Raw genomic sequence first — 24,429 nt, forward strand, 5'->3', positions numbered from 1 at the left:
ACCAGAGCAAGCCCGTGCAAGCAGTGTCACTGAATGTTTGCCTTCTGTTGTGCTGAACCCGCACCGGGATTTTACCGGCTAAAGCCAGGAATAATCTGAAGACGTTAGCCGGCTATCGATTTTACATCATGGATTGTGTCACATTGCAGCAGACTGACAACAGCGGGTGCTGTCAGTCTGTCACCGCTTTTTGCCAGGAGGTTTCATGTCTGACGTATCACGTATTGCGCAACTGGAACAGCGCGTTCACCAGTTAACCATTGAAATAAAAATATTGCGTGAATTGATGCAGCAGCAGGTTGCCCTGAATAACATCAGTTTTAAAGGCAAGTTTGACGATGTAATAATCCATCTGGCGCAGGAATATGAGGCCGCAGGTCTGGAGAACGATGATAACCAGGCCCTTCGCGATACGCTCAGAAGTTACCTTAAAGAAAAAAAACCGGATGATGCAGATTAAACCAGACTCTTGTCGCTATGGCCGGCGGCAGAATGTTAATTCAGGCGTAGAAATTACCCTGCAACAGGCCACCGATATTATTTTTTCAGCCGCGCTGAATTTAACCATATAACGCTATATACGTGCGTCAGATCACAAAAAATAGCCGGTCACGATAAAGGCGGTTTATCGCTTGATTCTGGTAATCAATTAGACATTTTATTCACCAGCAATCACACTTCTAATACTGGAAAGTCGTATATCATTAACACACCAATAACAAATCACCTGCTCCTATGAAATTTAAATCGCAGATTAAACCGTATCAGGCCGCCGCCGGTGGCTGGGGTTCACTGGAAGCCACCACGCGTTTTGTATTTGACAGCAAACAGGTAATTAAAAACCTGCGTAACCTGATGCGCGTCAATAAAGCAAAAGGTTTCGACTGTCCCGGCTGCGCCTGGGGTGATGACAATAAAAGCACCTTCAGCTTCTGTGAAAACGGCGCCAAGGCCGTGACCAGGGAAGCCACCCGTCGCTATATCGACGCCGGATTCTTTAAACGTTACAGCGTCAGCCAGCTGTATCAGCAAAGTGACTATTTTCTGGAATACCAGGGACGGCTTACCGAACCGCTGCGCTATAATCGGGCAACCGATCATTACGAAGCCATCAGCTGGGATGAGGCTTTTGCCCTGATTGCCCGCCATATTCAGGCGATGGATAATCCCGATCAGATGGAGCTTTATACCTCAGGACGCGCCAGTAACGAAGCCTCCTGGCTTTATCAGCTGTTTGGTCGCATGGCGGGCAGCAATAACTTTCCTGATTGTTCCAATATGTGCCATGAAGCCAGCGGTACCGGCCTGAAACGCAGTATAGGCGTCGGTAAAGGCACCATTCTGCTGCACGATTTTGAACAGGCTGACGCGATCTTTGTTTTCGGTCAGAATCCGGGGACCAATCATCCGCGTATGCTGCATAGCCTGCGTCACGCGGCGGATCGGGGCGCACGTATCGTAACCTTTAATACCTTGCGTGAACGCGGTCTGGAACGCTTTGCCGACCCACAAAACCCGGTAGAACTTCTCACACCAAAATCAGGCACCATCAGTTCAACCTATTATCAGCCCAATCTCGGCGGTGATATGGCCGCAGTGCGTGGCATGGTCAAAGCGTTACTGGAAACTCATCGTCAGCGTATTGAAGCCGGTGAGTCGGGTATCTTCGACGCGGAATTTATCGCCGAACATACCGACGGACTGGCGGACTACCTGGCCGCGGTGGATGCCACCGACTGGTCCACTATTATCCACCAGTCAGGACTCAGCGAACAACAGTTGCGCCAGGCTGCCGCTATTTATCAGCAGGCAAAACGCGTGATCTGTACCTGGGCAATGGGTATCACACAACATAAACATTCGGTGGATACCGTACGGGAAATTGTTAACCTTCAGCTGCTGTTTGGTCAGCTGGGCAAACCGGGGGCCGGCCTCTGCCCGGTTCGCGGACACAGCAATGTGCAGGGCAACCGGACGATGGGCATTGATGAGAAACCCAGCCCGGCGTTTCTTGACCGGCTGGCTGCCCATTTTGATTTCACACCGCCGCGTGCAGCAGGACATAATACCGTTCAGGCCCTGCAGGCAATGCTTCGTGGTGAAATTAAAGTATTGATCGCCCTTGGCGGCAATCTGGCCGCCGCCGCCCCTGACAGTCCGCGCACCGAAATGGCGCTGCAACGTTGCGGGCTGACGGTGCAAATCAGTACTAAGCTTAACCGGACTCATCTGGTGCCTGGCCACGAAGCATTAATTCTGCCTACGCTTGGCCGCACTGAAGAAGATATTCAGGCCAGTGGTCCGCAGTTTGTCACCGTTGAGGACTCTTTCAGCATGGTGCATGCTTCCCAGGGCGTGGGTAAACCGCTGGCCAGTACGCAGCGTTCTGAAACCGCTATTGTCGCCGGCATCGCACAGGCAACCCTCGGCAAGCAAAAAGTTGACTGGCTGGCATTAGCCGCCGATTACAATCTGATTCGTGATCATATTGCTGCAACCATTCCCGGCTTTGAAGACTTCAATAATCAGTGTGAAAAGCCTAGTGGTTTCTGGCTGGGTAATGCCGCCGCGCAATATCGGTTCAATACCCACAATGGCAAAGCCAATTTTAATGCCTCCGCCCTGCCGGTTTCACTTTTTCCGGCAGTCGATAACCTGACGGTTCCTTTTACCCTGCAAACCCTGCGTTCGCACGATCAGTACAACACCACGATTTACGGTCTCGATGACCGCTATCGCGGCGTTTATGGTCAGCGTGAAGTGCTGTTTATCCACCCTGATGATATGGCTGAACTGGGGCTGGCAGCCGGCGAAAACGTCGATATTGAAACGGTATGGAACGACGGAATTACCCGCCGGGTGGAAGGATTCAAGCTGGTACCCTACGCCATTCCCCGTGGCAATCTGGCCGCCTATTATCCGGAAACTAACCCGCTGGTTCCTCTCAGCAGCTATGGTGATGACAGCGGTACCCCGACTTCCAAATCGGTGCCGGTTAAAATCAGCCGCTCCCAGCATCATGACCAGCAGCGTGTTGCCTGAGGGTTATCTGCCCGTACCGTTAATGGCGCGGGCAGCGCGCCAGCTGTTTTAGCGTATCAGCCAGCGACGGTCAGGAATATTAACCTTGCTGCCCGGGCGCGATTCGCGTAAAACTGTCACCCGCTTCCCGATCACTTAAACTGTTTAAATTATGCTCCAGGATAATCCGCTGCTTGCGCAGCTTAAAGAAAAACTTCACGCCCAGACGCCCCGGGTGGAAGGTTTAGTAAAAGGCACGGAAAAAGGCTTTGGTTTTCTTGAAGTAGACGCGCAAAAAAGCTACTTCATTCCGCCCCCCTTTATGAAAAAAGTAATGCATGGCGATCGCGTGGTGGCCATTATCCAGACCGATAAAGATCGTGAAATTGCCGATCCTGAAACTCTGGTAGAACCCTTTCTGACCCGGTTTGTTGGCCGGGTACAGAAAAAAGACGATCGTCTGTCCATCGTGCCGGATCATCCGCTGCTTAAAGAGGCCATTTCCTGTCGTCCGGCACGTAACCTGACTCATGAATTTAACGCCGGTGACTGGGCCGTTGCTGAAATGCGTCGTCATCCGCTCAAGGGCGACCGCGGCTTTTATGCTGAACTCAGTGAATACATTACCTTTGCTGACGATCATCTGGCACCCTGGTGGGTGACGTTGTCACGTCATAATCTTGAGCGCGAGGCCCCGGACGTGGCAACGCCGGAAATGCTGGATGAGCAGCTGCCGCGCGAAGATTTAACGGCACTGACATTCATTACGATCGACAGTGCCAGTACCGTAGATATGGATGACGCGCTGTTTGTCAGCGAGACCCCCGCTGGCGAGCTGCAGCTGACCGTCGCCATCGCCGATCCAACCGCCTGGGTTGCCGCTGACAGCCCGTTGGATCGCATTGCGGCAGAACGGGCTTTCACTAACTACCTGCCGGGTTTTAATATCCCGATGCTGCCACGTCAGCTGTCTGACGATCTCTGCTCACTTCGTCCTGATGAACGGCGTCCGGCACTGGTTTGCCGCGTTACCGTAGCAGCAGACGGTAGTTTGCATGATGATGTGGTTTTTTTCACTGCCTGGATTGAATCTAAAGCCCGGCTGGCCTATGACGATGTTTCCGACTGGCTGGAAAATACCGGCAGCTGGCAACCGCAGAATGATGCGGTTGCACAACAGCTTCGGCTGTTGCATCGCCTCAGCCTCGCGCGCACTGAATGGCGTCAGACGCATGCGCTGGTGTTCAAAGATCGGCCGGACTACCGCTTTCTGTTGGGTGAAAAAGGGGAAGTGCTGGATATCGTCACGGAACCACGCCGCACGGCCAATCGCATCGTGGAAGAAGCGATGATTGCGGCAAACATCTGCGCCGCCAGGGTACTGCGTGATAAACTCGGTTTTGGCGTGTATAACGTTCATCCTGGTTTTGACAGCAGCAATGCGGCACAAGCCAGCGCAGTACTGGCAAATCACGGTGTGCAAACCGATCCTCAGGCACTCACCACCCTGCAGGGTTTTTGTCAGCTACGCAGAGCGCTCGACAATCAACCGACACAATTTCTCGACAGCCGTATCCGGCGCTTTCAGTCCTTCGCTGAAATCAGCAGCGAACCCGGACCACATTTCGGACTGGGTCTCGACGCCTATGCCACCTGGACTTCACCCATCCGTAAATATGGCGATATGATTAACCATCGTCTGTTAAAAGCCATTATCCGCGGTGAACAGGCGCAACGCCCTGCCGACGAGATTACGCAAAAGATGAGCGAACGCCGGCGTCTTAATCGTATGGCTGAACGGGATGTGGGTGACTGGTTATATGCCCGCTTTCTGCAAAAAGCTGCCGCGACCGACCAGCGTTTCAGCGCTGAAATTATTGATATTTCACGCGGCGGCATGCGCGTCCGACTGCTGGATAACGGCGCCGTCGCCTTTATTCCTGCTCCCTTTCTGCATGCAGTTCGTGACGAACTGGTTTGCAGCCAGGAAAACGGCACGGTGGAAATTAAAGGCCAGGTTGTCTGGCGCGTCTCTGACCTCATTGAGGTTACTATTGCCGAAGTGCGCATGGAAACCCGCAGTATCGTCGCTCGCCCGGCTTCATAGCCAAAGCGGTGAGGCCGGAAACGGCCTCACCAAAAATTTTCAGCCTCTCCTGACCCGCGCATTAAGACTTCTTACCTATCTGCCACTGCCCTGCTCAATGGCCGTTAAACTGGCTGTTCATTTATTGGATTTAACTGGCTAAAAATGCCTGTTAAATCACAATTTTACCAATAACCCCCCCCCCCCTGCCGCCGCCATTTAATTTACTTTTAACCTTCCTTAACTTTCCTTAACCTTCCTTAACCTTTCTGATACGTCATCAGCAAAATGACAAGGAGAGAAGTAATGAAAAATATCAGGTCGATGTTAATCTGGCTGGTAGTGGCGCTGACCGGCGCCGGCGCCTTTTCCGTACTGGCACTCAAGCGGGGTGAGCAGGTCAATGCGCTGTGGCTGGTTGTAACGGCGATTGCCTGTTATTGCATTGCTTATCGTTTCTATAGCTTGTTTATTTCACGCAAAATTTTTCAGCTCAATGATAACCGGCTGACCCCGGCCGAACGGTATAACGACGGCCTGGATTACGTACCAACCAATAAATGGGTATTATTCGGCCATCACTTTGCCGCCATTGCCGGTGCTGGCCCGCTGGTGGGTCCGGTACTGGCGGCGCAAATGGGATTTTTACCCGGCACCCTGTGGATTCTGGTGGGCGTGGTGTTTGCCGGTGCCGTTCAGGACTTTCTGGTATTGTTTATCTCCACCCGGCGTGATGGACGTTCCCTTGGCGAAATGGCCCGACAGGAACTGGGGCCATTCGCCGGCGTAGTCACCATGCTCGGCGCCTTTGGCGTCATGATAATCATCCTCTCCGCGCTGGCACTGGTGGTAGTAAAAGCCCTTGCTAACAGCCCATGGGGACTATTTACTATTGCCGCTACCTTGCCAATTGCGCTGCTGATGGGCATCTACATGCGTTATCTCCGGCCTGGCCGCGTGCTTGAAGTCTCGTTACTCGGCTTTGTGCTGATGATGGCCGCCATCGTTTATGGCGGTAGCGTGGCACAGCATCCTTTCTGGGGACCTTTTTTTACTCTACCTGGCACCACCCTGACATGGGTACTGGTTATTTACGGTTTTATCGCTTCCGTGCTACCGGTATGGTTACTGCTGGCACCACGAGATTATTTGTCCACCTTTCTCAAAATTGGCGTTATTCTGGGCCTCGCTGTCGGCATCGTCTTTGCGATGCCTGAATTAAAAATGCCGGCTGTCACCCGTTTTATTGATGGCAGCGGACCGGTTTTTTCCGGCCACTTATTTCCGTTTTTGTTTATTACTATCGCCTGTGGATCGATTTCTGGTTTTCATGCGCTGGTTTCCAGCGGCACCACGCCAAAACTCATAGAGCGCGAAAGCCATATCCGCTTTATTGGCTATGGGGCAATGCTGATGGAATCCTTCGTCGCCATCATGGCGCTGATTTGCGCCTCGGTTATCGATCCCGGGGTGTATTTTGCTCTGAATGCCCCGGCCTCAGTAATTGGCACTACGGTTGACAATGCAGCACAGGTGATTAATGGCTGGGGCTTTGTACTGACACCAGACACCCTGTCGCGAATTGCTCAGGATGTTGGTGAAACCTCTATTCTTTCACGAGCCGGCGGCGCGCCAACTTTCGCCATTGGCATGGCGCATATTATTACTGAGGTCATAAACAGCCGGGCGATGATGGCATTCTGGTATCACTTTGCCATCCTGTTTGAAGCATTGTTTATCCTGACTGCCGTTGATGCCGGCACCCGTGCCTGCCGTTTTATGGTCCAGGATTTAGTCGGGGTTATTGTTCCTTCACTGGCCAATACCCGTTCCTGGGCGGGGAATATCGCCGGCACTGCCGTGGCGGTAGCCGGCTGGGGATTCTTTGTTTATCAGGGCGTCATCGATCCACTCGGGGGCATTAATACCTTATGGCCACTGTTTGGCATTGGTAACCAGATGCTGGCATCAATGGCGCTGATCCTCGGCAGCGTGGTGCTGTTTAAAATGAAAAAACAGCGCTATGCATGGGTCACCATCGTCCCCACCCTGTGGTTATTTATTACCTCAATGACCGCCGGCTGGCAGAAAATATTCGATAACACGCCGGCAATCGGCTTCCTCGCTCAGGCAAAGCGATTTACACAAGGAATCGATAATGGCGTGATCATTGCGCCAGCCAAAACCGTGACAGATATGCACACGATTGTCTTAAGTAATCAGATCAATGCCGCATTATGTGGTTTCTTTATGCTGGTAGCCGTGACAATGCTGATCGCCGGATTACTGGTCATTCGCCGGGCATTAGCCAGCGACCAGATCACCGCTCATGAAGCCACGCCACTATTACGTGATGAGGTCAACCATGTTTAGCGCAGTTAAAGTATGGCGACGCCCTGTTGCGCCTGTCCGGGCAAAAAAATTCATTCCGCTTAATCTATCTCCCGCCACAGCCGGTGGCGGCTGGCGCCTGTTTTTAACCCGGCTGGCGCAAAGTTTTCGCCTGATGGTTGTGGTGGGCGATTATCAGGCTTATCGGCGTCATCTGCAGCGTAACCATCCGGAAAAAATGCCGATGACCCCTCGCCAGTTTCATCGTTACTGCCTTGAAAAACGCTATCCAGGCAAGGCTGGCGCGGCGGGACGATGCCCCTGCTGAACAGATTAGCCCCGGTGGATAACCGGGGTGTTTTGCATCCACTACGCCGATCTGATAATAAAAAATTTCTTCATTATCCAGCCTGTAACGATACAGCTCTCTGAATAGTATTGCTAAAATAGAGAAATATGCCTGCACTGTTACTATCGCTGAGGAATTAAACATGACCGATGAGTTGGGGCAAACGTTGCTATACACCTGTTTCGGTACCACCAGCCCCCATTGGCGTCTGACTTCTGATAGCGATGCACTCTGTTTTGCTCTGGACGAGAAATCGCCTGTTCGTCTGGCGGTCCCCTTAACTGCGCCCCAGGCCAGCCTGATTCGCTCCATGACCGGAATTACTGCCAGCGTGAATTTAACCCTCAATGTGCAGGGAGAAACATTATCCCTGCACCTGGTGGGACGTAAAATTAATCAGCATCAGTGGAAAGGCACCGCCTCGGCATGGGGTGACAGTAGCGGCGTGGCACGTGATTTACAGCATGGCCTGTCATTTGCCGAACAGGTGGTTTCAGAAGCCAATTCGGTGATTGTGATTGTCGATCGTCGTGGCAACATTCAGCGTTTTAACCGCCTTAGTGAGGAATATACCGGCCTGAAGGAACAGGAAGTCATTGGCAGAAACGTGTTTCAGCTGTTTATGACAAAACAGGAAGCAGCGGCATCACGGCGTAATATCACCGGTTTTTTTCGCAATGGTCAGTCTTATGAAGTTGAACGCTGGGTCAAGACCAAACGCGGGCAGCGCTTATTCCTGTTTCGTAATAAATTTGTTCATAGCGGCAGCGGGCGTAATGAAGTTTTTCTGATCTGTTCCGGGATCGACATTACCGAAGAGCGCCGTGCACAGGAGCGGCTTCGCGTGCTGGCAAATACCGATAACATTACCGGATTGCCAAATCGTAATGCCATTACCCAGGAAATATGCGAAGCCCTGGAACAGCGAGGCGACAGTGAGGTAGGCCTGGTCTATCTTGACCTCGATAATTTTAAAAAGGTCAATGATGCCTATGGCCACATGTTTGGTGACCAGCTGCTTCAGGCGGTTTCACAGGCCATTCTCGGCTGTCTGGAAAAAGAACAAGCACTGGCACGCCTCGGGGGCGATGAATTTTTAATACTGGCCGAAAATACCAGTAAAGCAGCGCTGGTTGACCTGGCAGAACGCATCCTCGAACGGCTCAAGCAACCGTTTCGTATTGGTCTTATAGAAGTTTATTCCGGCTGTTCAGTGGGTATTGCTATCAGCCCGCAACATGGTGAAGACAGAGAAAGTCTGATTCGCAATGCGGACACCGCAATGTATTACGCCAAGGAAAATGGCCGGGGAAAACAATGCGTGTTCAGTATTGAAATGAATCAGCGCGCGTTTGAATACATCTGGCTTGATACCAATCTTCGTAAAGCGCTGGAGCAGCAGCAACTGGTGATTCACTATCAGCCTAAAGTCGATACTGATGGCCGGGTAACCAGTGCCGAGGCCTTGGTACGCTGGCACTCGCCTGAGCGTGGTCTGGTGGCACCTGCCGACTTTATTCCCTATGCAGAAGAGTCAGGATTGATTGTTCCCCTTGGTCGCTGGGTACTGCTGAGCGTTATTACACAGCTTGCTGAATGGCGGCGTAAAGGTATTCCTCTGAGAATTGCCGTTAATGTTTCACCGCGCCAGCTCATGGATCACAGTTTATATAACGATTTAAAGCAGGCGCTGGATACCGCCGGGTTGCAGGATTGTCCGCTGGATATTGAACTAACCGAAAGTTGCCTGATTGAAAATGAAGATCAGGTGCTGGCGCTGATGCAGCTGTTTCGCCAGCTCGGTGCACAAATTCACCTTGATGATTTTGGTACTGGCTACTCTTCGCTGTCACAGCTTACCCGTTTTCCCATCAATGCTATCAAACTTGATCAAAGCTTTATCCGCGGAGTTAATCTCCAGCCGGTTTCACAGTCGCTGGTGCGGGCCATCGTTGCCGTCGCAAGAGCGCTGGATTTGTGCGTTATTGCTGAAGGTATTGAAACCGTTGAAGAGGATAAATTTGTTATTGCCAACGGCGTGAATGCCCGGCAAGGGTTTTTACATGCAAAGCCAATGCCCGCAGAGGCCCTCGAGCACTGGCTTAAGCATCATAGCAAACCTTAGCGAAACCGCCGGATTAACCGGCTTTACGCAATATTTGCGCACTATGCCGGTTTTGCAACAACACCAGACGCTCCATATAAGCCAGATCGCCGGCGCCAATCGTAAAAGCAGAATCAACCCAGTCTTCTGTAATATCCATCAGTTCTGAACGATCAAGTTGCAGCACGCGCTGACGCGCGCGCAACATAGCTTTTACGCCATTTAGCTTGGGAGCCAGGGTATCAATAAGCGTTCGGGTAGCGCGGTAACCATCGCCAGGCTGGAACAATTTATCCACCAGGCCGCGGGTTTCGAACCATTCTGCCGTATGTGCTTCACCTTCACAGATCAACTCCTCCGCCAGCTTCATCCCGGCACGGCGGGCAACCAGCGAATACCCCCCCATACCGGGAAACAAATTAAAAGCGATTTCCGGAAACCCCATGCGTGCATTGGTTTGCGCCAGAATAAAGTGATGTGCCAGCGCGGCTTCAAACCCGCCCCCTAGCGCACTGCCTTCAATCATCGCCAGCGTGACCGCACCGGTATCAAAGCCCCTTGCCGCCGCGTGTACGCAATCAACACAGGCGCGGGCATACGCGCGCAGCGCTTCACGCTGGCCGGATTTAATCGTTTCAACAAAAAAGCGTAAATCTCCCCCGACATTGAACATTGATGGTACCAGCGAACCGGTTACCCAGAAATCAATCTTCAATCCGGAGCGCCGGGCGGCATAACTCAGGTTCATGATTTCCTCAATCAGCAGATGATTGAAGCTTGGTCTGGGCTGCGAACGTAGCAGCATCCACATGGTGCGACGTTCTTCTTCATAGTAAGCAGAAAGTTGGGTGGTTTTACCTGCTTCGCTGAATAACCGGCAGGTAGTCTGATTAATTACTGTCATAGTCATATCCTCAATGATTAATGCGTCTATCGCATCGTCAGACTAATCCAGACCGACGTTTCACTGAATGGATGGTTGATTTTCAATGTAAAAATAAACCTTATCCCCTTCATATCACTGAATAAAAATATTAGCGTTGTTAAAAATAATCGCCTGATATTGCCTTGATATAGCAGTGAATTCGCCTGAAATGATTACCAACAGTAAACAATGTTAATGTGCATCAGCTTGTTACGATTTCAGAATTTTTACCTGTAAATGTAACCAGCAATAGTTACAATTTAACTGGATAAAAACCACCGGTGTCAGTGTTAACCAGGTTGCGTTCTACTCCTCTGGCGCTGCGCATCCATATGCAATGACAGCTGCGTGACAAACGCGCAACGGCAAATGCCAGACAGGGAATTCTCCGTGTTAAACGGTAAACCACGACATGATGCAGCTGGCTGAAAAGTCTCAATCAACAGCGCTGCAGGTTTTCAAAGGAGAAGTATTATGAATACAAGCAGTAAGCGTATTTTTGCGGTGATGCTGGCTGGCGTGCTGGCGGTTTCTCTGACGGCTTGCTCACTCTGGTCCAAACGCGACCGTAATACCGCGATTGGTGCCGGTGTCGGCGCGGTAGGGGGAAATATTCTGACCGGTGGTAGCGGTCTTGGCACCCTGGGCGGTGCGGCAGTAGGGGGTATTATCGGTCATCAGGTCAGTAAATAATTTTTATTCAATACACTCCCGCGTTGAACAGCGAGGCCGCAGCGTTAAACAGGCTGATATTATTTTAAACCTGCGGCCTTAATAAAACGCTTCAGCCGCCAGCCAGTTTCACTTTCATGCCCTTTTCTTCCAGCAACGTTTTCAGTAATTCGCGTTTGTCCCCCTGAATTTCAATGATGCCGTCTTTAACCGCACCACCGCAGCCGCATTTTTTCTTCAGAGCGGCAGCCAGCTGTTGCAGCGCATCATCATCGAGGTCAATACCGGAAATCAGGCAGACGCCTTTACCTTTACGCCCGCTGGTCTGGCGCTGAATGCGCACAATACCATCCCCCCTGGGACGTGCCGGTTTGTCTTCCTCCGGGTTAATACGTCCAATGCCGGTCGAGTAAACCAGACGGCTATTATTAGCACCCATTTATGCTTCCTCCAGCGAGGCCAGAATTTGTTGCAATGCGCTGGCCGGATCCTCGGCCTGAGTCACAGGACGCCCAATAACCATATAATCAACGCCCGCAACCTTAGCCTGCTGCGGCGTCATGATGCGTCGCTGGTCATCACTGGCACTGCCCGCCGGGCGGATACCTGGCGTTACCAGTTTAAAATCAGCAGAAAACTGTTGTCTGAACCTCACCGCTTCCCAGGCGGAACAGACAACACCATCCAGGCCACTCTGCTGCGTCAGGCTGGCCAGATGCAGGGCATATTCTGCCGGTGACTGGTGAATACCGAGCGCGGCTAAATCGCCACCATCCATACTGGTGAGCACGGTTACCGCAATCAACAATGGCGCGGACTCCCCGAATGGGCGTAAGGCATCGCGCGCCGCCTGCATCATACGCAGCCCCCCGCTGGCATGTACATTAACCATCCAGACGCCAAGCTCTGCCGCTGCAGCAACTGCGCGTGCAACGGTGTTAGGAATATCATGGAATTTAAGGTCTAAAAAAACCGCAAAACCACGTTGTTGCAGCTGCCTGACAAACTGCGGTCCGAACAGCGTAAACATCTCTTTGCCCACTTTCAGCCGGCAGCTCCGCGGGTCGATTTGATCTACAAACGCCAGCGCACGATGACAATCAGCATAATCTAGCGCGACCACTACCGGGGACTGGACAACGGGTGTTGGCATGTTCTGGCCTCATTTGTGAGCATACGAAATCGCAAGCATTCTACCGGGATGGCGAAAAAAATCACCCTTTGTGACGGTAATGACTTAGCGGGCCTCGCAGACTATCGCCTGAGGTTGCCGCTGCCGGACTCAGGTAATAACCGACTAGTATGTTGTAACTAAACTCATCCCTGATAAGTATGTTGTCACTAATAATCGCTGGCAACCGACCAGCGTGTTTCCGGTTTACTGTCCGTCGAGCCCGCGAATTGGCTTTACTGAAGACCAGGCTCGACAGGATGGGCAATGCCAGTACAAGGCGTGGGCGGTAAAACCGCATTTATCACAACGATAGCGCGGCTTAGTCCGGATCTGTTCACCAACCATCCCTTGCAATACCTGCAGACTTTCTTTGGCCCGGCCGTCTTCAGCTTCCTGCAGATGAAAATCCATTAAACGATAAAAGCCGCGCATTGTCGGATGACGCTGCATTTGTGTGTTGATATACAACTGTGCCGCTTCTGTACCCTGTTGGTGTTCAATAATATCCGCCAGATAGAGTTCCGCCGCAGCGCCGGTATTTTCTTCAACACAGCGGCGTAAATAATCAACCCATGCGGCCGGCTGATTAAGCTGCTTGTAACAATTTTCCAGCATCTCAAGCGTTTCGCTAACCAGCTCTTTGTCCTGTTCCAGCACGCGCTGTAAACGCTCTACCGCACGGCTGTAATCACCTTTGGCAATGTGAATACGTCCCATCATAATCGAGACCCGGGCGCTGTCACGATCGGCAGCTTCGCCTTTTTTCAGCAGACTGATTGCCCGATCAAGATCATCGCTGCCTAATGCCTGCAGCGCCAGTTCACAGTAAAAATGGGCTATTTCCAGACGCTGAGTGTCTTTGCCCTGACGCACCAGTTTTTCAGCCACGTCAATCGCTTTCGGCCAGTCACTGACGGCCTGATGAATAATCAGCAGCTGCTGCAGGGCGCTGACGCGAAAATCGGTTTCATCAGTCAGCTGGCTGAACATCTCTTCGGCCCGATCATAAAAACCGGCGGCCATATAGTCCCGTCCCAGCTGCTGGATAGCCAGCAGCCGCTGTTCATAAGAGAGTGATGCGCTTTCCATCAGCGCCTGGTGAATGCGTATTGCCCGATCGACTTCGCCACGGGAACGGAACAGATTACCAAGGGTAAGATGTGCTTCTACGGTGCCGCTGTCCTCTTTCAGCATATCCAGAAACAGATCGACTGCTTTATCCTGCTGATTGGACAGCAGAAAGTTTACCCCTGCGACATAGTCGCGTGACAGGCGATTCGCTTCCTGCTGCTTATGCTGCTGCGCACTCCTGCGCCCCATATACCAGCCATAAGCGGCGGCGACGGGCAGTAACAGAAACAGCAGCTCATACATAGAACGTTATTCCTTCGCCTGCGGTGTTTGTGTCACTGCCAGCGCCTGGTCATTCTGGATTTGTTGCTGAATACGCTTCAGTTTACGCTGACTGTGAGCCAGCTGCACGCGCAGCCGCAGCCAGAACAGACCGCAGAGGGTCCAGCCGAGCAAAAAGCCCGCGCCAAACAGGCATACCAGCAACGTCGAGATACGAAACTCGCCTTGTGCCAGCAAAAAGTTAAAGGTGACCTGCTGATCGTTATGGGCTCCCAGGGTGATTGAAATAATGAAAATCACCAAAACCAGTAAAAAGAGCAGTAAATATTTCACGGTTGGTCCTGTTGCCGAGATTAAGCAGATGAATTATGCCAAAAAAAACGCCGTATTGCTTGTAATCCTGCGTCTTCACTGACCATCTGCAAGTTATGGGGACGGAATCAGTAAAAACAATGCTAATGGGGATTCTGCCGGCGGGTAATTTCCCGCTGCTCCTGTGCTGGCGGCGACAATGAACCGCTCCAGCGCAGGGCACACCAGCTTGCCAGCATGACCAGTAGCCAGCTAACCAGTACCGCCGCCGCCAGATCGCGCGGCCAGTGCATGCCTAATACCAACCGACTGCACATCACCCCGCTGGCCCACAGCATCATTACCACAATCGTTTTATAGTGACGCCGCGGCCACAGCAGCCCGACGCTCAATAATGCCCAGCTAACGGCAAACACGCTGTGGCCCGACGGAAACGCATAGCCGGTTTCAAATGCCCAGTGAGGTTTCAGCCAGTGAGGAATCCGATTATCCTGCGCAATCAGGCGCGTCACCTGCTGACTACGCGCTTGCCGGCTCTGGCCATAAAAATCGCTATTGTTTACCTGATAAACCTGCTCCAGCCACAGGACATAAGGCCGGGGCTCTTTCACCAGTGCTTTAATCGCATGGTTACTGTATTGCCCGCAGGTGATTGCCGCTAGCATAATGAGCAGCAATACCAGCGCCGGCCGGAGACGAAAGCGCAGACACCAGAGAAACCAGCCGCTTAACACAGCGCTGGTGAGTATGCCCCAGGGACGGGTGACACTTTCGGTTAGCCCATACAACGCATACAGCCATGCGCTGTTGCCACCCGGCGTCCACTGCCAGCCAGATAACCAGACCAGCAATGGCATCATAATCAGTATCAGCGCGCCGAAACCGGTACGCTTGACAATCTCAGCCATTCTGTTTTCCCGTGACAATCGCTTATTAATCGATTACTTCAATAAAATAGTAGAAAAAATAATAACCTATAAATGGGAAAAGTGGTATCAATGACGAAAAGCATTAAACGCTCTTTGCGTTACCCCTCCCCGGCCAGGATGTGGCAAAATAGCCGCCGGACAAACGATGGTTGCGTTGCCCGCTCAGCACAGGCTGACAATGCCATTGAATGATCATGCGTTTCTGGAGAAAAAAATGCAGCTTAAACGGGTGGCGGAAGCCAAACTGCCCACCCCCTGGGGTGATTTCCTCATGGTGGGTTTTGAAGAACTGGCAACGGGCCACGATCATGTGGCATTAGTTTACGGCGATGTCAGTGATAATCATCCGGTGCTGGCGCGTGTTCATTCTGAATGCCTGACCGGTGATGCCTTGTTCAGCTTACGCTGTGACTGCGGCTTTCAGCTGGAAGCCGCTCTGGCGCAAATTGCCAAAACAGGTCGCGGCGTACTGCTTTATCACCGTCAGGAAGGTCGTAATATTGGTCTGCTGAACAAAATTCGCGCTTATGCCCTGCAGGACCAGGGCTTTGATACCGTAGAAGCCAATCACCAGCTGGGATTTGCCGCTGATGAACGCGATTTTACCCTCTGTGCCGATATGTTTAAGCTGCTGGGTATTCATGAAGTCCGGTTACTGACAAATAATCCGCGTAAAGTGGAAATTCTCAGTGAAGCTGGCATTAATATTGTGGAACGCGTGCCGCTTATCGTTGGTCGTAATCCGAAAAATGCCCACTATCTTGATACCAAAGCCGATAAAATGGGACATTTGTTGAAATAAGTCCGCCGTTCTGGTAACCAAGCCTGGCCTGAGGCCAGGCTTTTTTGCTGATGTCAGTTCAGCATATTGCGAATGACATAATGCAGTATGCCATCGTTCTGATAATAAGTGAGCTCGTTACCGGTATCGATTCGACAACGGGTATCCAGCGTCAGCTTACTGCCATCGGGGCGCGTCAGCACCACTTTGACGCTACAGCCTGGGCTAAGATGGGCAAGGCCGTCAATATCAATCACCTCCTCGCCACTCAGTTTCAGCGTCTTGCGGCTCTCACCCGCCGGAAACTCAAGCGGCAAAATACCCATGCCAATCAGATTTGAGCGATGTATCCGCTCAAAAGATTCGGCAATCACCACCCTGACACCCTGTAAGCGCGGCCCTTTAGCTGCCCAGTCACGGCTCGAGCCGGAACCGTATTCTTTGCCGGCAATAATCGCCAGCGGCGTTGCGGTTTCTTTATAACGCATCGCTGCGTCATAAATTGCCAGCTGCTCGCCGGAAGGAAGATGGCGCGTCATGCCACCTTCAACACCCGGCACCATTTCATTACGAATGCGGATATTAGCGAAAGTACCACGCATCATCACCTCATGGTTACCACGCCGGGAACCGTAGGAATTAAAGTCCTGAGGTTCAACGCCATGAGCCAGCAAGTAGCGCCCGGCTGGACTGTCCGTTTTAATACTACCGGCCGGTGAAATATGGTCGGTGGTCACTGAATCCCCCAGCATTGCCAGCACGCGAGCCCCGTGAATATCCTCGACTGGTTTCGGTGTTTTTTCCATATCATCAAAAAACGGCGACAGCCGGATGTAGGTAGACCCCTTGTCCCAGTCGTAGGTTGCCGCTTCGCTGACGCGGATTTTCTGCCATTCCGGCGTTCCCTCAAACACTTCCGCGTATTCTTTATTAAACATGGCGGTTGAAACCTGCTCAACTGCAGCCGCAATTTCTGCTGGTGACGGCCAGATATCTTTAAGGTAAACCGGCTTACCGCTGTTATCATCACCAATAGGATCGCTGTGCAGATTAATTTTCATGCTTCCAGCCAGCGCATAAGCCACCACCAGCGGTGGTGACGCCAGCCAGTTGGTTTTTACCAGCGGATGAATACGCCCTTCAAAGTTTCGGTTTCCGGAAAGCACTGCGCCGACGGTCAGATCGCCGGCTTTAATGGCCGCCTCGATGGCATCCGGCAGCGGACCAGAATTACCAATACAGGTGGTACAACCGTAACCTACCAGGTTAAAACCCAGTTTATCAAGATAGGGCGTCAAGCCAGCCTGCGCCAGATAATCCGACACCACTTTTGAACCGGGTGCCAGCGACGCTTTTACCCATGGCTTGCGGTTAAGTCCCCGCTCAATCGCTTTTTTCGCCAGCAGCCCGGCCGCCATAAGCACGCTGGGATTAGAGGTGTTGGTACAGGAGGTGATGGCAGCAATCACCACGGCACCGTCGTTGAGCTGCATCTGCTGACCGCTGGCAACATCGAGATAATTTACCGCGTTGTGTTGCTTCGCTGGCTGATTCACTTCCAGTTCATGGCTGGCGCTGAACGCGGCCGGCACCTGGCGGAGTGATACCCGATCCTGGGGGCGTTTTGGACCGGCCAGGCTGGCTTCCACCTCATTCATATCCAGTGATAAGGTACTGGTAAACACCGGTGCATCACCGGGGTTACGCCATAACCCCTGGTGTTTTGCGTAGGCGGCCACCAGCGCAACCTGCTGTTCACTGCGGCCAGTCAGGCGCATATAATCCAGGGTGACCTGATCCAGCGGGAAAAAACCGCAGGTGGCGCCATATTCTGGCGCCATATTGGCAATCGTTGCCCGGTCCGCCAGCGGTAAATCGTCCAGACCATCGCCATAGAATTCAACGAATTTACCCACCACCCCGTGTTTACGCAGCATCTGCGTGACGGTTAATACCAGATCGGTGGCGGTGATACCGGGACGTAACTTACCACTCAGCTTAAATCCGACCACATCAGGGATCAGCATTGAAACCGGTTGGCCCAGCATCGCGGCTTCCGCTTCAATTCCGCCAACGCCCCATCCCAGTACGCCTAATGCGTTAATCATAGTGGTATGCGAGTCAGTGCCAACCAGGGTGTCCGGATAGGCTAGCTCCTCGCCATTTAACTTTTCATGCCAGACTGACTGGCCCAGATACTCAAGGTTAACCTGATGACAGATACCGGTACCCGGCGGCACGACCCGAAAGCGATTAAAGGCTTTCTGCCCCCAACGCAGGAAAACATAACGTTCATGGTTGCGCGCCATTTCCAGCCGCACGTTTTCTTCAAAGGCATTATCATGACCAAACGCATCAACGGTAACTGAATGGTCAATGACCAGATCCACCGGTGACAATGGATTCACTTTTGCCACATCACCGCCAAGCCGTTTAACCGCTTCGCGCATCGCTGCTAAATCCACCACTGCCGGCACACCGGTGAAATCCTGCATTAATACCCGCGCCGGGCGGTATGCAATCTCCCGCTCGGCATGTGCCGTTTTTTGCCACGCTGCCAGCGCCATAATATCGTCTTCAGTGACCGAATCGCCGTCCTGCCAGCGCAGCAGGTTTTCCAGCAATACTTTTAACGATTTTGGTAATTTGCTGACATCGCCCAGTGTTTGCTGTGCGCGAGGAAGGCTGTAAAAACGGTATCGCTGGCCGGCAACTTCCAGCGTGTCCTGACTCAAATCCCCTGCTGACGACATTGCTCCTCCTTATAATTCTGACATCATCTGGTATAACCCGATTAAATGAAGGGTTAGCTTTAAAGATAGTACATCAGGCCGCTAACGTCCTGATAACGACACTATTTGACAAGTGGGGATTTAATAAATGCAAAACGCCCCGCAGTCACTGCCTGCAGGGCGTTTTAACTTAATCAGTGGGTTGGAACAGCGTCAGCGTATCATCATGCCAGTCCAGTACAGGGCGGCCCATACCAGCGCGGAAAACATCCAGGCACCTGACCAAATCACTAAGGTTTTATTCATACATCACCTCATTTCTTAATCAGAGTTCCTTTCTGTTAACCAGGAAATCAGCGCAATCTCAGCCTGATTTTTCTTCTTTCCTGCCAGTTTGCCGGCCAGGTTAACGACGCAGTTTTTTATCAATCATGGTGTCGATAAAACTGCGCTGTAACTCGTTTAGCCCCCAGGATTCAGGAATGGTGACCAGTTCCTGGGTTTTTGCCTTGCAGGTTTTTTCACTCAGTTTGCCTGGGGCCGGTACGAGGTTATGGCGACGCTGAGGATACATGTCGTTAACTCCAGATCTGCCAGACCAGCAGCGCCACAAAACCCCAGAAAAGTGCGCAACCCGCAAAAATAGCCAGCCAGGCTTTGCGTTTCACGTCGCTGTTACGCGCAACTTTAATGGTTTTGTGCCCGAAGTCAGGTTGTACTGATAATCTTGTAGCCATAGCTTTTGATAATCACTCTTAGTTAAACGATTGTCTTAACCAATCAAAAATTGGGATGAATCCTAATCAGTTGCTGCCTGAAAATCCAGCTATTTTTCTCCAGCAGCACAATTCGTCATGTTGAACATTCGCGTAACAAATAACTGTTTAACACCCTGGAATCCGCTAGCTGTCTGCAGTTTCTGTGCCATTACCTTGTCAATTACGGTCTGGCAACCTCAGTGAATCACAGCAAAATTAAACCAGACTTAAGCAATCCGTCTGTCATCTGCTTTTAATCAAAGTATGAGAATATTCCTAGCTAACTGCAAAGCGCTAACGGTGAAATTGTGCATTGAATCGCATTTAGAAAATGACAATCGTAAAAGCTGTGATGTCGTTGTCATTTATGGAAAATAAATGACAACGGTAAAAAAAATCATTGCAAAACGGCGTGGCGTTTTTCTGGCAGGGGTATAATTCAGGCGGCATCGATCGGGCGGCATTAATCTCCTGTAAACTTCGCTATTTCACCGGCAGCTTAATATCCTTGAACATCGCTTCAATCTCTTCATTACTGCGTAATCCCACTGCAGTGTCCACCACATCGCGGGTCAGGTGGGGTGCAAAGCGTTGTATAAAGTCGTACATATAGCTGCGCAAAAAAGTACTGCGCCGGAAGCCTATTTTAGTTGAGCTGTAGCTAAAAAGATCGGTTGCCTCAATGCGCACCAAATCGGCGTCCGTCACAGCATCCACCGCCATACTGGCAATCACCCCAACCCCGAGTCCCAGACGAACGTAGGTTTTTATTACGTCGGCATCGGTGGCAGTAAAAACAATGTGCGGGGTTAAGCCGGCGCGATTAAATGCCGTATCCAGCTCGGAACGACCGGTAAAACCGAAGGTATAGGTGACTAATGGATACTCTGCCAGCTCTTCAATGCTTATCTGCTTTTTGTCAGCCAGCGGATGGTCAGCGGTAACCACAACCGACCGGTTCCAGTGATAGCACGGTAACATAATCAGGTCGTCATAGAGATGTAACGCTTCGGTGGCAATCGCAAAGTCAGCATTCCCTTTGGAAACCGCCTCGGCAATTTGTGTGGGCGACCCCTGATGCATATGTAGCGACACCCGTGGATAACGTTCAATAAAACCTTTAATGACATTCGGTAACGCGTAACGGGCCTGGGTGTGGGTGGTTGCCACAAACAGTGAACCTTTATCAGGCCAGGTATGCTCCCCTGCTACCGATTTAATCGCGTCAACTTTTGACAGGACTTCACGCGCAATACGAATAATCTCTTCACCGGCAGGCGTCACCTGAGTCAGATGCTTACCGCTGCGGGAAAAAATCTGAATACCCAGTTCATCTTCCAGCATGCGTACCTGCTTACTGATACCGGGTTGCGAGGTATAAAGTCCTTCGGCGGTGGAGGAAACATTAAGGTTATGATTGACAACTTCCACGATATAACGCAACTGCTGCAGTTTCATTGTTCATTATCCCAATCGCGTGTCACCGTTACGTCAGAACCTGCTGGCTTTGCGGGTTTTAATAAAAAAATATAATAAGAAACACCTTTTCTATAACCACTATAACATTGTTGTCACAGATGTATAGTGCTCACAGACAAAAGTACAGGGCCAGCAGGAAGCTGGCCCGGGAGGATTATTTGTGACTGACCTGCCACTTGCCATCAATGTAGAAAGCAGACCAGCCGGTGGCTTTGCCCTCTTTCTCACTGCTGACATACTGTTGTTTAGTCTTCCGACTAAAGCGCACCAGCGTTTTATTACCTTCATCATCGACAGCAGGCGCTTGCGCAAGGTAACGCAGTTTTTCCGGCAGTCTGTCGCGGAAACGTTGTAACTCTTCAACCAATGGTGCCCGGGTTTCACGGGATCTGGGGAAGGTATTAGCGGCCAGAAATACCCCGGCAGCGCCGTCACGCAGCACGAACCATGCATCGGATTTTTCGCACGGCAGTTCCGGCAACGGCACCGGATCTTCTTTAGGCGGTGCCACTTCACCATTGCGTAAAATCTTACGGGTGTTTTTACACTCGTCATTGGTACAGGCCATGTACTTGCCGAAACGCCCCATCCTGAGATGCATTTCTGAACCACATTTTTCGCACTCAACCACCGGACCATCATAGCCCTTGATGCGAAATTCACCCTGCTCAATTTCATAACCATCACAGGCCGGGTTGTTACCACAGACGTGCAGCTTACGCTGGTTATCAATCAGATAACTGTCCATGGCCGTACCGCATTTCTGGCAACGACGGCGCGCGCGCAGGGCATTGGTTTCGGCATCATCACCTTCCAGAACGTTAAGCACTTCATTTTCCGGAATCAGATTGATCGTCTGTTTACAGCGCTCTTTTGGCGTCAGGGCATAGCCGGAACAACCAAGGAATACCCCGGTGGTAGCAGTACGGATACCCATTTTCCGGCCGCAGGTCGGGCAGTCAATCGAAGTCAGGATCATCTGATTAGGCTGCATCCCGCCCTCATCAGCTTCTCTACCAGCCTGATCGAGCTGCTGACTAAAATCAGCGAAAAATTTATCCAGTACCGCTTTCCACTGCGCCTGATTATTGGCTACCTGATCAAGGCTGTTTTCCATATGGGCGGTGAAATCGTAATTCATCAGGTCGCGAAAATTTTCTTCCAGACGGTCAGTTACAATCTCGCCCATTTTTTCGGCATAGAAGCGACGGTTTTCCGTCCGCACATAGCCCCGGTCCTGAATCGTCGAAATAATTGATGCATAGGTTGATGGCCGGCCTATTCCGCGCTTTTCCAGTTCACGAACCAGCGAAGCTTCGCTGAAACGTGCCGGCGGTTTAGTAAAATGCTGCGCAGGCATCAGTTGCTGCAAGGTAAGTTCATCACCAATACTGACTGCCGGTAAGGTCCGATCTTCATCACCTTTGCGCAGAGCAGGCATGACTTTTGTCCAGCCGTCAAAACGCAGCGTACGCCCTTTAGCCCGCAGTCTGAAACCGGCGGCTTCAACGGTCAGCGTGGTGGAGTCATACTGCGCCGGCGTCATCTGACAGGCCACAAACTGACGCCAGATCAGCTGATAAAGTTTCTGAGCATCGGCTTCCATATCCTTGAGGCTATCGCCAGTGACGCTGACATCAGACGGACGGATTGCTTCATGCGCTTCCTGGGAATTCTCTTTACTGGCGTACTGATTCGCCGACGCCGGCAGATAGTTATCGCCAAAATTTTTTGTAATGTAATCGCGCACCATGCTCAGTGCGTCCTGACTAAGATTGGTTGAGTCAGTACGCATGTAGGTGATATGGCCCGCTTCGTACAACCGTTGCGCCATCATCATGGTTTTCTTAACACCAAAACCCAGCCGGGTGCTGGCGGCCTGCTGTAGCGTTGAAGTAATAAACGGTGCAGACGGCTTGCTGCTGGTCGGCTTGTCTTCACGATCCTGGAGGACATAACGCGCCTTTTCCAGCAGGCTGATAGCGGCTTCTGTTTGTGCCCGGTTAACCGGACGAAATGCTTTATCACCCTGATGGGTTACCTGCATCGGTAAATCGCTGCCCGCCGGCGTCGACAGATTGGCCGCCAGTTCCCAGTATTCTTCCGGAACAAAGGCTTTAATTTCACGTTCGCGCTCAACAACCAGCCGCACCGCTACCGACTGAACCCGCCCGGCAGAAAGACCACGGGCTATCTTTTTCCACAACAGCGGTGACACCATGTAACCGACAACACGGTCCATGAAACGACGGGCTTGCTGGGCATTGACCCGGTCGATATTCAGTCCGGCAGGTTTTTCAAATGCCTGGCGGATAGCATTCTTAGTGATTTCGTTAAACACCACCCGGCTGTAGCGGGTATCATCCCCGCCAATAACCTCGCGCAGATGCCAGGCAATGGCCTCCCCTTCGCGATCAAGGTCGGTTGCCAGATAAATGTGGTCTGCGTTCTGTGCCAGGCTCTTCAGCTCAGACACCACTTTCTCTTTGCCGGGCAGAATCTGATAGTCGGCTTTCCAGTCATGCCAGGGATCCACGCCCATTCGCTTGACCAGCGCGCTCTTTTCATCTTTCTTGCCGGTTTTACTGGTTTTAGCGTCAGTGCTCTTTTTAACGGTTGAGCCACTGGTCGGCAAATCCCGGATATGACCGACGCTGGATTTCACCACATAGTCTTTTCCAAGATATTTATTGATTGTTTTGGCCTTTGCCGGGGACTCAACAATTACCAGCGCTTTACCCATATTTACCTTTACCTGATGATAACTTCCGAGTTTAAGAAAAGACGTAAGCTGAAACAGTCAACAGCGCGCGGCTTAATCGTGCGGTGGTTGCTCAATTTTAACCCTCGCTGATCTCAGTCAGAAGGCTGATAACACAGACTTCAACCGACTGATTGACTACGTCTTTTTCTGGCTAACTTCCTGCATGCTACGCCCGCATGCCAGCGAATTTACGCCGGAATTCTGAAACGCCCACACTCTACCTGATAAAATCAGTTACGCAACTTAATTAGCATCCGCCGGCAATTTACGCCAGAAACAAGATGATAATCAGCGTAAAAGGGTTAAACACGGTTAGCATTCAGTTTACATAACGCAGGTTACTGTTTAGCGTTGTTCTGTTTTTTATGCCGGAGGTTTTATGACGCAATCACAACAGACGATCAGCGCCGCTGAACTGCTCATTATCGCTAATGGGTTACTGCAGGCCCATGCGGATTATTTAGCCGGGGTGCAGGTATCTTCGGTAAAACAACAAGGCGATCTGCTGATATTTAGCGGTGATTTTTATCCCGATAACCAGGGGTTGCCGACAGCAAAATCCACGGTAGTATTTAATTTATTTAAATACCTTACCACTACCCTGTCAGCGCAATACCGGTTGAGGTAAACCCGTTGTATCGCGGGCCGGCAACACGGCC

21 protein-coding genes are annotated in these 24,429 nt (G+C 51.5%); 10 read left to right on the plus strand and 11 right to left on the minus strand.

What is annotated here, in order from left to right:
* Nucleotides 1–205 precede the first annotated feature (205 nt).
* The 6 genes from BL249_RS09915 to pdeR all read left to right on the plus strand — a co-directional run bounded on the left by BL249_RS09915 (nt 206) and on the right by pdeR (nt 9,912).
* Nucleotides 206–460, plus strand: a complete 255-nt coding sequence (locus tag BL249_RS09915) for a hypothetical protein (RefSeq protein WP_099704810.1) — start codon at nt 206–208, stop codon at nt 458–460.
* A gap of 275 nt (nt 461–735) precedes the next feature.
* Nucleotides 736–3,042 (plus strand): FdhF/YdeP family oxidoreductase, encoded by a 2,307-nt coding sequence (locus BL249_RS09920; protein WP_099704809.1) that lies wholly within the window; start codon nt 736–738, stop codon nt 3,040–3,042.
* A gap of 151 nt (nt 3,043–3,193) precedes the next feature.
* Nucleotides 3,194–5,128 carry an exoribonuclease II gene (locus BL249_RS09925; protein WP_099704808.1) on the plus strand — a complete coding sequence of 645 codons (1,935 nt, stop codon included), beginning with the start codon at nt 3,194–3,196 and terminating at the stop codon, nt 5,126–5,128.
* 285 nt (nt 5,129–5,413) lie between these two features.
* The gene (locus BL249_RS09930; RefSeq protein ID WP_099704807.1) at nt 5,414–7,480 is read left to right on the plus strand and encodes a carbon starvation CstA family protein; all 2,067 of its coding nucleotides are present in this window, start codon (nt 5,414–5,416) and stop codon (nt 7,478–7,480) included.
* Entirely contained in the window at nt 7,473–7,766 is a 294-nt protein-coding gene (locus BL249_RS09935; protein WP_158233079.1) for a YbdD/YjiX family protein, read from the plus strand. The genes BL249_RS09930 and BL249_RS09935 overlap by 8 nt, the downstream gene beginning before the upstream one ends.
* A gap of 163 nt (nt 7,767–7,929) precedes the next feature.
* On the plus strand, nt 7,930–9,912 hold the full coding sequence (gene pdeR, locus BL249_RS09940) for a cyclic di-GMP phosphodiesterase (protein WP_099704805.1): 1,983 nt from the start codon (nt 7,930–7,932) through the stop codon (nt 9,910–9,912).
* 13 nt (nt 9,913–9,925) lie between these two features.
* Here pdeR and BL249_RS09945 read toward each other — a convergent pair whose 3' ends face one another.
* The gene (locus tag BL249_RS09945) at nt 9,926–10,795 is read right to left on the minus strand and encodes a crotonase/enoyl-CoA hydratase family protein (RefSeq protein WP_099704804.1); all 870 of its coding nucleotides are present in this window, start codon (nt 10,793–10,795) and stop codon (nt 9,926–9,928) included.
* A 495-nt stretch (nt 10,796–11,290) separates the two neighbouring features.
* Here BL249_RS09945 and osmB point away from each other — a divergent pair, with 495 nt between their 5' ends.
* Entirely contained in the window at nt 11,291–11,509 is a 219-nt protein-coding gene (gene osmB, locus BL249_RS09950) for an osmotically-inducible lipoprotein OsmB (RefSeq protein WP_099704803.1), read from the plus strand.
* A 91-nt stretch (nt 11,510–11,600) separates the two neighbouring features.
* On the opposite strand, the gene yciH is transcribed toward osmB, so the two are convergent.
* The 5 genes from yciH to pgpB form a co-directional block, all read right to left on the minus strand.
* Nucleotides 11,601–11,927 (minus strand): stress response translation initiation inhibitor YciH, encoded by a 327-nt coding sequence (yciH, locus tag BL249_RS09955; protein WP_099704802.1) that lies wholly within the window; start codon nt 11,925–11,927, stop codon nt 11,601–11,603.
* Nucleotides 11,928–12,641, minus strand: coding sequence for an orotidine-5'-phosphate decarboxylase (gene pyrF / locus BL249_RS09960; protein WP_099704801.1), 714 nt, complete (start codon nt 12,639–12,641; stop codon nt 11,928–11,930).
* Between the two features lie 225 nt (nt 12,642–12,866).
* Complete coding sequence (lapB, locus tag BL249_RS09965) at nt 12,867–14,036, minus strand: lipopolysaccharide assembly protein LapB (RefSeq protein WP_099704800.1); 1,170 nt, start codon at nt 14,034–14,036, stop codon at nt 12,867–12,869.
* A gap of 6 nt (nt 14,037–14,042) precedes the next feature.
* On the minus strand, nt 14,043–14,348 hold the full coding sequence (locus tag BL249_RS09970) for a LapA family protein (protein ID WP_099704799.1): 306 nt from the start codon (nt 14,346–14,348) through the stop codon (nt 14,043–14,045).
* 122 nt (nt 14,349–14,470) lie between these two features.
* Nucleotides 14,471–15,235, minus strand: coding sequence for a phosphatidylglycerophosphatase B (pgpB, locus tag BL249_RS09975; RefSeq protein WP_099704798.1), 765 nt, complete (start codon nt 15,233–15,235; stop codon nt 14,471–14,473).
* Nucleotides 15,236–15,325: 90 nt separating this feature from the next.
* On the opposite strand from pgpB, the gene BL249_RS19385 reads away from it, so the two are divergent.
* Both BL249_RS19385 and ribA read left to right on the plus strand, forming a co-directional pair.
* Nucleotides 15,326–15,448 carry a hypothetical protein gene (locus tag BL249_RS19385; RefSeq protein ID WP_256385408.1) on the plus strand — a complete coding sequence of 41 codons (123 nt, stop codon included), beginning with the start codon at nt 15,326–15,328 and terminating at the stop codon, nt 15,446–15,448.
* 22 nt (nt 15,449–15,470) lie between these two features.
* Nucleotides 15,471–16,058, plus strand: coding sequence for a GTP cyclohydrolase II (ribA, locus tag BL249_RS09980; protein ID WP_099704841.1), 588 nt, complete (start codon nt 15,471–15,473; stop codon nt 16,056–16,058).
* A 53-nt stretch (nt 16,059–16,111) separates the two neighbouring features.
* Here the strand turns inward: ribA and acnA are convergent, their stop codons facing one another.
* The 5 genes from acnA to topA all read right to left on the minus strand — a co-directional run bounded on the left by acnA (nt 16,112) and on the right by topA (nt 23,749).
* On the minus strand, nt 16,112–18,790 hold the full coding sequence (gene acnA / locus BL249_RS09985) for an aconitate hydratase AcnA (protein WP_099704797.1): 2,679 nt from the start codon (nt 18,788–18,790) through the stop codon (nt 16,112–16,114).
* A gap of 385 nt (nt 18,791–19,175) precedes the next feature.
* Nucleotides 19,176–19,343, minus strand: a complete 168-nt coding sequence (locus BL249_RS18985; protein WP_158233078.1) for a hypothetical protein — start codon at nt 19,341–19,343, stop codon at nt 19,176–19,178.
* 4 nt (nt 19,344–19,347) lie between these two features.
* Nucleotides 19,348–19,506 (minus strand): YmiA family putative membrane protein, encoded by a 159-nt coding sequence (locus BL249_RS09990; protein WP_099704796.1) that lies wholly within the window; start codon nt 19,504–19,506, stop codon nt 19,348–19,350.
* Between the two features lie 504 nt (nt 19,507–20,010).
* Nucleotides 20,011–20,985 carry an HTH-type transcriptional regulator CysB gene (gene cysB / locus BL249_RS09995; protein ID WP_099704795.1) on the minus strand — a complete coding sequence of 325 codons (975 nt, stop codon included), beginning with the start codon at nt 20,983–20,985 and terminating at the stop codon, nt 20,011–20,013.
* A gap of 175 nt (nt 20,986–21,160) precedes the next feature.
* Entirely contained in the window at nt 21,161–23,749 is a 2,589-nt protein-coding gene (gene topA, locus BL249_RS10000; RefSeq protein ID WP_099704794.1) for a type I DNA topoisomerase, read from the minus strand.
* A gap of 400 nt (nt 23,750–24,149) precedes the next feature.
* Between topA and BL249_RS10005 the strand changes: the two genes are divergently transcribed.
* The gene (locus BL249_RS10005; RefSeq protein ID WP_099704793.1) at nt 24,150–24,398 is read left to right on the plus strand and encodes a DUF2498 family protein; all 249 of its coding nucleotides are present in this window, start codon (nt 24,150–24,152) and stop codon (nt 24,396–24,398) included.
* Nucleotides 24,399–24,429 lie beyond the last annotated feature (31 nt).

The organism is Erwinia sp. OLFS4 (genome assembly GCF_002752165.1).
Lineage (GTDB): Bacteria > Pseudomonadota > Gammaproteobacteria > Enterobacterales > Enterobacteriaceae > Izhakiella.